This is a genomic window from uncultured Sphingorhabdus sp., assembly GCF_937872355.1.
GTDB lineage: Bacteria > Pseudomonadota > Alphaproteobacteria > Sphingomonadales > Sphingomonadaceae > Sphingorhabdus_B.
Genome location: NZ_CALMSV010000122.1, coordinates 30559 through 40506, shown reverse-complemented (window position 1 = coordinate 40506; position 9948 = coordinate 30559). Strand labels below are relative to the sequence as shown.

Genomic DNA, 9948 nt, shown 5'->3' with positions numbered 1-9948 from the left:
CATTTTACTGGTCGCCCTTCCAAAATGCTGCCGGCAATCACAATGTCGCCATTTTCGGTAAGTCCGGTTCGGGCAAGTCCGTCATGATGCAAGAGACTTGTGCTGCGCTGGTCGGTGCTGGTGCTCGCGTAACCGTCATCGATAATGGCCGGTCCTTCGAACATATGGCGCGTGCGCTTGGCGGTTCATTTGTCGAATTCAAGCTGTCGTCCGGCTTCTCGCTCAATCCCTTTGACATGATCGAGGCGGACTCGCTCTCTGAAGATAATCTTGAGGCGAATGACTATCTTGTCGAATGCCTCGCCATGTTGAAGTCAATCATCGGTCAGATGGCCCGCCAGCAGGATCGTTTGAGCGATGTCGAGCGAGGGCTGATCGACCAGGCGGTTAACTCCGTTTGGACCGAATTTGGCCGCGACGGTACAATTGATCATGTGATCGATGCCTTTGAGCAAATGGGCCATATCTATGCTGAGGATTTGGCCCGTTCTATGTCGCCATTTTCCTCGAAAGGAACGTTCGGCAAGTTTTTCGTCGGTGCCTGCTCGATTGACCTTTCCGCCGATCTGACTGTGTTCGAGCTCGAAGATCTCGCCAGCAAGCCAGAGCTTCGTTCGGTCTGTCTCGCCGCGTTGATGTTCCGGTCGCTCCAGACCATGCGCAAGGTCGATCGCTCGATCCGCAAGGCGTTGATGGTCGATGAGGCATGGGAGCTGCTTGGTGGCGGGCAGATGGGGCAAGCCATTGAAACCTATGCCCGCACCTGTCGCAAATATGGCGGTTCGTTGATAACCGCGACGCAGTCGATCAACGACTTTTACAAATCTGAAGGTTCTATCGCGGCCATTGAAAACAGCGATTGGTTTGTCGTGTTGGAGCAAAAGGAAGAAACAATCAGTGATCTTGCCAAGAATGATCGTTTTGGCATGGATGCCCATACCGAAAAACTGGTTCGGTCGCTGAAGCGCCACAACGTCGAATATTCGGATGTTCTCATTAAGGGACCGGAGACATTGGCGGTCGGCCGCCTCGTCCTCGATCCCTATTCGGCCAAGCTGTATTCCTCCAATCCGCACGACTTTGCCGCAATTGAGTCATATATGCGCGCCGGATTCCCAATCGCTGATGCCATTGATCGCGTGGCCTTCCCCGAATTTTACGCTGATCAGGATTTGCAATTCAAAGAGCCGGCGATTGCGGCACAGCTCGCTGCGGCCGACATGGAGTGGGAGAAGCGCGGGGCTGAGATTCTAGCGGAACGCGATGCTTCTGAAGAGCTGGAGGCTGCAGAATGACGACGCTCGCCGCCTATCAGCCCTATATTGACCGTGCTTTGGTCATCGGTCGTGTTGGCTGCTACTGGTCGTTACGCACGCTTGGATGGGCATTGGTCTGTCTTGCCTGTGTCATTGCACTCAATGTGCTGTTCTTTGTGATGCTTGGCAATTTCACTGTCGAGGGCCTTCTCTATCAGCTCGATAATTTTGGCTCGCGCTATCTGGCTGCAGACAATGCCCGCCGCGCCGAATTTGCCCATATCTGGCTCTTTGCAAACATTTTGCTGCTTTGCGCTGTCTGCTTCTTTCGCCGGCATTCGCTCATCATCCCATCATCCACAGCCAAGGACAATTGATATGACCACTCCATCGAAATCAACCGGTCAGCCGACAAGCGACGGGCCGTTGTTTGAAGCACAACAGTCGGTGGCTGTCAGGCAAAAGGGTATTGGCTTTGTGCCGGTGGCGCTTGTTGGTGCCGTGGTTGCTGTTGGGTTATGGGGTGCATGGGTGACCAAGGAGGTACTCCAAGGCTCTGGCATGCCGCCGATCGCAAAGGTGCAATTGCAGTCGATGGTCGGCGAATATGTTCAGGCACAGGCTCGATCGACAACGCCTCCGGACCAGGTGACGGCCGAGACCAAGGCGTTCATGACGGAGATTCAGAACAATCTGGTCGCGCGCGGCAAGCGCGGACAGATTGTTCTCGTCGCCGAGGCTGTCGTTTCAGACAATATTCCCGACATCACGAGCGAGCTTCGCAAAGAGGTATTCGCAAAGGTGAAGATGCCTCAACCCGCGCAGTTGGGGCAAAATGATGTGATGGGCGCGATGCGTCAGGCAATGGCGCAGCCGGGCGGTCCAGGAGCGGTGGCAAATGGAACGGCAAACTAAAGGCCCCTCGCTTCGCACACGCTGGTTGGCGGTTGGAACGATTGGTCTCATCTTTGTGGCGACCCAGTCGCTTGCGTCTTGGCGGGATAGCCATGCGTTGCTCATCAATAGCTCGGAATCGCTCCCAAACTGGGCCTTCTTCATCGAGAAAAACAAAACGCCCGAGCGCGGCGACTATGTGTTTTTCAAACTGGTCCCGACAAAAATCACCAGGGCACATTGGGGAGATGATGTGCCAGCCTTTGGCAAGGTTGTTTATGGTCTCCCCGGTGATTTGGTTTCCCGCAAAGGCTCGACCGTCTTTGTCAACGGCAAGCCCGTTGCCACGCTGAAATCCAAGAGCAAGCGCGGTGAAATACTCGTACCTGGCCCAACGGGGGTCATTCCTCGCGACCATTTCTTCCTCGCCACGTCTCACAAGGATGGTTTCGACAGCCGCTATGCCGACATCGGCTTTGTGTCGCGGCGCCAGATCATCGGCACCGGGGATCCGATTCTATGACGATCGGGGCGGTTTCTGGACAATCTGCGGCTCCGGTTCGTCTACGCTCGGCCGTACTTCGTCGCGCGTCACCTTTGGCGTTGCTCTCCTTGCTGTTGGGCGCTTCCGCAATGGTTGATCATACCCCTGCAACAGCCAAGGATTTTGGCGTTCTTGGCGAGACTTTTCCCATTATCGAGACAGACTTGCTGTTGGCGATTGAGCAGCGGCTTCGTCATATGGAGTCGACCGGGCAATTTGCGGCGTTGAACGAGCAGATGAAGGCGAAAGCCATAGCCCGTGTCAAACGTCCGCTTCCCGTCGCGGGTCTGTCCTCTGCTATTTCGAAGCGCAGCTGGCTTCACGATCCTTCGGTTGTCGTCGACAATGACATCAAGGATACAAAGGGCAATCTGATCGCGCTTGCCGGTCAGCGCGTAAATCCGATGCAGTTCGTTCGTCTGTCCCAGGATTTGGTTTTTGTCGATGGTGACAACAAAGCCGAGGTTGATTGGGCGGTGCGCAATTGGAGCGCGCTCAAATCCAAGATCATCTTTGTCTCGGGATCGCCGTTCGAGGAGATGAAACCCCACCAAAGGCGCTTTTTCTTCGATCAGGGCGGGCAGCTCGTTGGCAAGTTCGGAATCAAGCATACCCCTGCAACAGTGGTTGCCGAAGGGGAGTTGCTCAGGGTTACCGAACATGTCCTGAAAGGCGGCCGTCAATGACGCTAAAGGATCTGTGGGAGCTTGCCAAAACGCCGATGGCCGCCCCCGAATCTCTTTCACTCAAGCGCATGCGCATTGCCTGGTTATGCCTTTGCGTCATGCTGGCCCTGTCGATCGGCCAGTTGGCATATCTCAAATCCGTAATGGGCCCGAAGGCCGCCCTGATTCCCTTGCTACTACTGCTCATCGTTCCAATTCTGGGCTGGCGCTATTTTCACCTTAAGCGAATTGCTGATGATCGGTGGCTTTTCGAGGAGCGGTCATGATGCGGCGCTTTCTGACCTTCTTGGCGATCGTGGGTTTCATTCTGGTTATGCGCCCTACCCCTGCTCGTGCCGAAAGTGCTACCTGTCATGGTAGCTTCGTCAATCCCGTCACAGATGTTTGCTGGTCCTGCCTTTTTCCATTGTCGGTTGGTGGATTGAAAATCTGGAAGTCAGAACGCCCAGATACCAAAAATCCTGACAATCCCATTTGTGCTTGCGGCAGTCCTGTTCCGCGCATCGGAATCGCGATCGGGTTTTGGGAGCCATCGCGTTTGGTCGACGTCACAAACAAGCCTTGGTGTTTTCCCAATCTTGGCGGGGTCAAGCTCGATCCCGGGTTCGACGTTGGCGCAGGCCATGTTCAGGGTCGCAGCCAGGTTGGCGGAAAGACGCAGAACAGCTCGCAGTGGCAGTCGCATCTCTACATCTACCCGTTGTTGTATTGGCTGGAGATCCTCACCGATTTTCTGTGCTTTGAGCAGAGCAGCTTTGATATTGCCTATGTGACCGAGCTTGATCCGCTCTGGCAAGACTCCTCGCTGACTTCGATCATCAACCCTGAGGTCGCTCTGTTCACCAGCCCTGTTGCGATCGCAGCATGTGCTGCCGACTGTGTCCAGTCTACGCGCAAGCTACCGATTGATGAGCTCTTTTGGTGCGCAGGCTGCAACGGCGAAATGTATCCTTTGAACGGTCATGTTGCCGCGCATGTCACGCAGGTGCAGGCCTCGCGTCTTGTGGCCGAGCGGATGCTCTACAAAATGCACAGGCAGTTTCTGGCTTGGGGGACGATGGGCTCGAAGGCCCTTTGTGCCAAATATATCATGCCCATCATGCGGAAGCAGCAATACCGGCTGCAGATGACCAATCCGACTTCGATGACCTCTGGTCGCTACGCCTGCGCACCCATTGGCGCCGCCACCATCATGCCCAAAACCGGCAAGGCTTATCCCGTTAAGGGCGAAGATTTTGGCTATCTGACCTGGCGTAAACGCAATTGTTGCATGTTGTAGGAGCATTTCGATGAGCATCATCATCTTGCCGAGGAAGGACGTGATCAAACCCCTTGATCGGCGCATTCAATGGCATACCGCCTGCTTCTTTCTGCTTGGTCTTGCTATCCTTTGTGGCGTTGCGCTCGAATTGGTTTTGACTGGCGTCGGCGAAGCTGAGGTCCGCTTCATTGCTCATCAGATTCGTTCGCTCAGCACTTTGTCAACGCTTCTACTGGAGTTTTTCCAGCAATTTGCGCTGCACTTTGGGGTGCAGTGACATGGTTGCGCTTCGAACAAAAATCGCCGCCGTAGTTGCGCTCGTCGCCGTTTCCGCAGCGGTCGCTCAAACGGTTGATGGGCTTGACCTAGGAGCGATCAAGGCAAAGGCCAAAGGCGAACAAGCTGAAGCGCAGGCTTTGGTCGATGGCGTCAAAGATCGGGGCAAACCGCACGAGGAAGAGGTCCAGCGCTTGCATGATCGTGCAATGGCCGATTTGGCGGAACTCTCGCCCGAAGATTTCCCTGCTGGCCCGAAGGGACCGGTGGATTTTGACGAGTTGCTGTCCGGCGCTGCCGGCAATGCCGCCAAACCGCAAGGTGAAGCTCCGCTTTTCATGGTTTTTGCAAGCCTGTCGATGCCGCCAGTGTCGCTGAAAAGGCTGATCAAAGACACCACCCGTGCCGGCGGTATTGTCGTCTTCCGCGGCTTTCCCAACAATAATGCCAAGCAGTTCATTGCCGGCATGACCAAGCTTGCTGACAGTGAGGGCGATGAGCCGAATATCGGTATCGATCCGCGTCTGTTTCGCGCGTTCAACATTCAGGCGGCACCGACATTTGTCGTAGCCTCCAGTGATTTCGAGCTTTGCTCCGGTTTTGATTGCGTGACGCCCGTCCCGCCGCACGATCGGTTGAGTGGGAACGTCACTGTCGAATATGTTCTTGAGTCATTCGTCGACTCCAATGGACCCGGAGCCGCAGTTGCGGCCGTCGCTCTTCGCAACCTTAAAAAGCCTGGCTAATGCGGTCTGCGCGTCATCTTTGGCGGTTGATCGCAATTGGAGCGGTCGCATTTGCGTCCCCTTCCATTGCACAGATTTATATCCCGGAGCCCGTTGACGAACCAGAGCCAGTAGCAATGGAGCCGGACATTGCCCCGCCTCCTGTCACTACCCCAGGAGCGCCCCCACCGCTGCCCTCTCAAATTCAGCCGATGACGGCTCAGCAGGCGCGTGATGATGCAAAGACCTTCGGTGCTGATGTTCGCGCGGCTAACCAGGACATTCCCTTGCGCGACGGCGCTGCGGGCCAGATTCCCCATTATGAGGAGAATGTTCCCGCACAGTCGAGCTACTATCAGGCACCCGACGATATGGCGCCTGCAGGGATGCTCGAATCGCGGACCAACGATGGCTTCCAGACTGTCAACGACAGCTCCCGTCCGGTGGCCAACGTTCCCCGATCGGAGTTGGAACGCGCGCTTGCTATTCAGGACGATCCGTCTGCCTTTCTCGAAGGCGAGCAAATCAGCGGAACCTCAGGCGAGTGCCAGCCTCTTCCTGCTGGCAATGGAAGCACGGAATTTGCCGAATTCACCTGCAATGTCGGAACAGCGGTTTCTGGTCGAGATGTTCAATGCCAGGTGACGCTCGATCATCATTTCAACACGCAATATCGCTACACCTGCACTAGGCTCTATGAGCAGGGCACCTATTGCACCGATGATTTTCGCTTTTGTCGCAATCGCTTCACCTTCACCAACGAGATTGGGTCGGCTTGCGAAGCCTTTTCGGCGCCTGCGAGTGGCTGCACGCTGCTCAGCTCCAGCACCTCGTATATAGGCCCTTCACAGTATAGCGATATCGATTTTTTCTTTGGGCAGACCTTTCTTGCGACACAAGCTTACAGCTGCCCGGTTCAGGTAAACGGTACCATAACGGGCTTCGGCTACAGTTCGCCGGTATCGCCTTTCACATATTATGAGCCGAGCTTTCTCGAAGAAGCGATCGCTTCATCCTATGTCAACTCGACGCTCAATCTGTCACAGTGCGAAGCGGCCGCCAACCTCGCCTGTCCTTCGGGATATACGCTTGAGGGCAATGCGTGCGTTTCGCGCCGTCCTGCAGATGTCGGCTATTCGTGCGAAGAAGGTTGGACGCTCAATGGCGATCAATGCACGCTTTCCTCCGCTGTCCCAGGTGTCATCCGGGGTTATGAGTGTCCTGCAGGTTATCAACTGAGCGGGACTGTGTGCACTGCAACACAGGCAGCCACCATAACTGGCTATACCTGCCCTTCTGGCTATACCGTCGAAGGGAGCGATTGTGTTCAAACCGTCACCCAGGCGGCTAGCATTGTTGGTTATAGCTGCCCGTCGGGCTATGCGGTCAGCGGTTCGCAGTGCATTCGCACAGAAAGCGTTCCTGGCACACCGAATTATAGCTGCCCTGCAGGATGGACATTGTCCGGTACCACCTGTTCGCAGGAATCGAGTCAACCTCCTGCGTCAAGCTACAGCTGCCCTGCTGGCTGGACTCTGAGCGGCAATATCTGCACTCAGCCTACCAGCCAGCCTGCTACGGTTTCCGGATATGCATGCGAAGCGGGTTGGACGCAGAACGGATCGGACTGCACGCGGACAACTACGATCGCGGCTACGCCCAATTACACCTGCACGTCGGGTTGGACGCTAAACGGCACAGTTTGCGAGCAATCGTCGAGCCAGCCTGCCACGCCCACTTACAGCTGCCCATTAGGCATGAGTTTGAATGGCACAACTTGCATTGGCACAACGTCAATACCGGCAACAACTTCGCCGTCTTGCCCTTCGGGTTGGACTCAAAATGGCAGCCTTTGTTCGCGCGAAACCTCGCGACCCGCAGATCAGGTTTTGAGTTGTACATCGCCATATGTTCTTAACGGCAATCAGTGCATCGAAACGATAACCGTTGCCCCGACCATCACCTACGAATGCTACGGTTTGAATCCGCTGGCGGGGGGTGGATTTTGCCGCATCATTATTCCAAACTCCGAAGTTTGTGATGCCTATTGGGAGTCATTGCCCTTAACTTCTTCAACCGAACGTGCTGGCCGCATTACTTGTATATATCAAGCCGAGCAAATCGCTACTTGTCCCGCTGGCTACACCAATACGAGCCTTGGATGCATTCTCACAAATGTTACCGCTCCGAATGTTTCCTACACTTGTGTGTCTGGTGAAACATTAAGTGGCCAGCTGTGTTTTTCGTCCGAAAGTCAGCCTGCAACACCGGTTTACAGCTGTCCTTCGGGTTACACGTTAAGTGGCACCAGCTGTCTTCAGGATACGTCGCAGCCCGCCGATGTGACTTATAGCTGCCCATCTGGTTCAACGCTGTCTGGAAGCCAGTGTCTAACAACCGTGAGCCAGCCTGCGGCTGTCGAATATCTGTGTCCGTTCGGCTATACCCCGTCAGGCAGCCAATGCAGCTATGTCGAAACAGTCTCCGCGTCTCCAGTCTACAGCTGCCCCGCAGGGCTGACACTTTCGGGGTCGCAATGTTTGGGATCGCAAAGCCAACCAGCTGATCCCGGATATTCCTGCCCTGCGGGATGGAATCTCGTCGGTGCGCTCTGCTATCGCACGGACACGCAGCCGGCGACGACTACCTATAGCTGCCCTGCAGGCTATGCCGTCAACGGCAGCTCGTGCGATAGGACCGATACGATCCCCGGCGATCCAATTTATTCCTGCCCCATTGGTTATTCGCTTCAGGGAACCACCTGCACCTCGACACTTCGGGAACCAGCAACGCCCGTTTATAGCTGTCCCGTCAATTATCAGATCGACGGTAACGTCTGTCGGTCATCGATTGCTGCGACCGTCACTGGCTATGATTGCCCGCCCGGTTACACACTTGAAGGCCAAGTATGCACCTTGTCGCAAACACGGCCTGCTTCGGGAGGTCAGAGCTGTCCTTCAGGCTTTGTCCTGACCGATGGCCAATGCGTCGATTTCCAATCTCCGGGTCCCGCTGGTGCCGAATGTACCGCTCCGGTTGATGTCTGTACCGATTCAACGCCCGTTACGCGCATCATCAATGGCGTGTCGATCACAAAGCCGTGCTGGGCCTGGGATCGTAACTACAGCTGCACAACGCTGACCCAAGGCCAGAATGATTGCGCTGATCTTGAAGCAAATGCCTCGTGCCGTTTTGATCGGGAAATCTGCCTTGATGATCCTGCGCCTACGAATGGCAACTGCCAGGTTAGCGAGCGTATCTATCTTTGCCCGACAGGAAACACCACCCCCGAGCCCACTCAATATGTTTGCGGCGATGATGTCTATTGCATCAATGGAGAATGCGAGGCGATCGAGCGCGAACCAAATACCGAATTCAAGGACGCCCTCGTCGGATTGAACGCGCTTGGCCAGGCCAATGCCGAGTTTGATGAGAATTCCCTCACCCTTTTCCGTGGGACGCGCGAGACCTGCCACAAAAAGGTCTTCGGGCTTGCCAATTGCTGCTCGGGCAAGGGGGTTCCGGTGCTGACTCCCTGGCTTTGCAACTCCGCTGAAAGAGAGCTCGACCGAAAGGACGATGCCGGGCTCTGCACAAAGGTTGGGACCTATTGCTCGGACCGCGTGCTCGGCGTCTGCGTGACGCGCAAGGATGCCTATTGCTGCTATCAGAGCAAGATCAGTCGGATACTGCAGGAACAGGGCCGCCCGCAAATTGGGAAGCCCTACGGTGCGCCGCGGACCGAGCAGTGTCAGGGATTCACGATCGAAGAATTCGCGCGGCTCGACCTCTCGGTCATGGATTTCCGTGAAGTCTATGCTGAGTTCGAAGATGCTGTTCGCCTGCCCAATGAGGCTGAGGCACTGGTCGATATCCAGAATCGTATCAACGCATATTATACCAACAACATGGGGCCATAGATGGGGACGGTTTCAAACATATCAACGAGCCCGGATAATCTGGTAGCCGATATGACCGTCTCGGAGTTTCTCGTCGGGATGGCCTTGTCGCGTTTGGGCGTAAGCACGTCCTCTGCCGTAGCCGAAGAGGTATCGCGCTGGATCGAACGTTCGGTCCCGGTTGCCGAAATTTTTCCGTCTCTCAGCAAGCTGGTCGCTCGTGGTTGGGTTCAGCTCGAAGAGGGAACATACATCATATTGCAAGCGGGCATGGACGCCATTGCGTCCTTCTATGCGATCGCTTTGCGCGTGCTTGATCGGGGACAGAAGCTCCTCGATGTCGGCCTTTTCCTTTCCATTATGAAGAAACTTGAGGAGTCATCGCGATGAAACATGTTCATTTTCTT

General features: G+C 55.4%; 11 protein-coding genes. All 11 read left to right on the top strand.

Annotated elements, in window-relative coordinates; all coding sequences use genetic code 11:
• On the top strand, positions 1-1295 hold a 1295-nt coding region (locus tag Q0239_RS07395; RefSeq protein ID WP_298600594.1), incomplete at its 5' end, for an ATP-binding protein.
• Positions 1292-1633 carry a hypothetical protein gene (locus Q0239_RS07390; protein WP_298600591.1) on the top strand — a complete coding sequence of 114 codons (342 nt, stop codon included), beginning with the start codon at positions 1292-1294 and terminating at the stop codon, positions 1631-1633. The genes Q0239_RS07395 and Q0239_RS07390, both read left to right, overlap by 4 nt.
• Before the next feature lies 1 nt (position 1634).
• The gene (locus Q0239_RS07385; protein ID WP_298600587.1) at positions 1635-2171 is read left to right on the top strand and encodes a TrbI F-type domain-containing protein; all 537 of its coding nucleotides are present in this window, start codon (positions 1635-1637) and stop codon (positions 2169-2171) included.
• Positions 2155-2673, top strand: a complete 519-nt coding sequence (locus Q0239_RS07380) for a S26 family signal peptidase (RefSeq protein ID WP_298600584.1) — start codon at positions 2155-2157, stop codon at positions 2671-2673. Before Q0239_RS07385 ends, Q0239_RS07380 begins: the two co-directional genes overlap by 17 nt.
• Positions 2674-2747: 74 nt before the next feature.
• Entirely contained in the window at positions 2748-3380 is a 633-nt protein-coding gene (traW, locus tag Q0239_RS07375) for a type-F conjugative transfer system protein TraW (protein ID WP_298600607.1), read from the top strand.
• Positions 3377-3646: a hypothetical protein gene (locus tag Q0239_RS07370; RefSeq protein WP_298600580.1), complete on the top strand. Its 270-nt coding sequence runs from the start codon at positions 3377-3379 to the stop codon at positions 3644-3646. The genes traW and Q0239_RS07370 overlap by 4 nt, the downstream gene beginning before the upstream one ends.
• Positions 3646-4659 carry a conjugal transfer pilus assembly protein TraU gene (gene traU, locus Q0239_RS07365; RefSeq protein WP_298600604.1) on the top strand — a complete coding sequence of 338 codons (1014 nt, stop codon included), beginning with the start codon at positions 3646-3648 and terminating at the stop codon, positions 4657-4659. The genes Q0239_RS07370 and traU overlap by 1 nt, the downstream gene beginning before the upstream one ends.
• A gap of 10 nt (positions 4660-4669) precedes the next feature.
• Complete coding sequence (locus Q0239_RS07360; protein ID WP_298600578.1) at positions 4670-4918, top strand: hypothetical protein; 249 nt, start codon at positions 4670-4672, stop codon at positions 4916-4918.
• A 1-nt stretch (position 4919) separates the two neighbouring features.
• Positions 4920-5663 (top strand): type-F conjugative transfer system pilin assembly protein TrbC, encoded by a 744-nt coding sequence (gene trbC / locus Q0239_RS07355; protein ID WP_298600575.1) that lies wholly within the window; start codon positions 4920-4922, stop codon positions 5661-5663.
• Between the two features lie 191 nt (positions 5664-5854).
• A complete protein-coding gene (gene traN, locus Q0239_RS18180; RefSeq protein ID WP_367276074.1) occupies positions 5855-9562 on the top strand; it encodes a conjugal transfer protein TraN in 3708 nt (1235 codons plus the stop codon).
• Positions 9563-9931, top strand: a complete 369-nt coding sequence (locus tag Q0239_RS07345; protein WP_298600572.1) for a hypothetical protein — start codon at positions 9563-9565, stop codon at positions 9929-9931.
• Positions 9932-9948 lie beyond the last annotated feature (17 nt).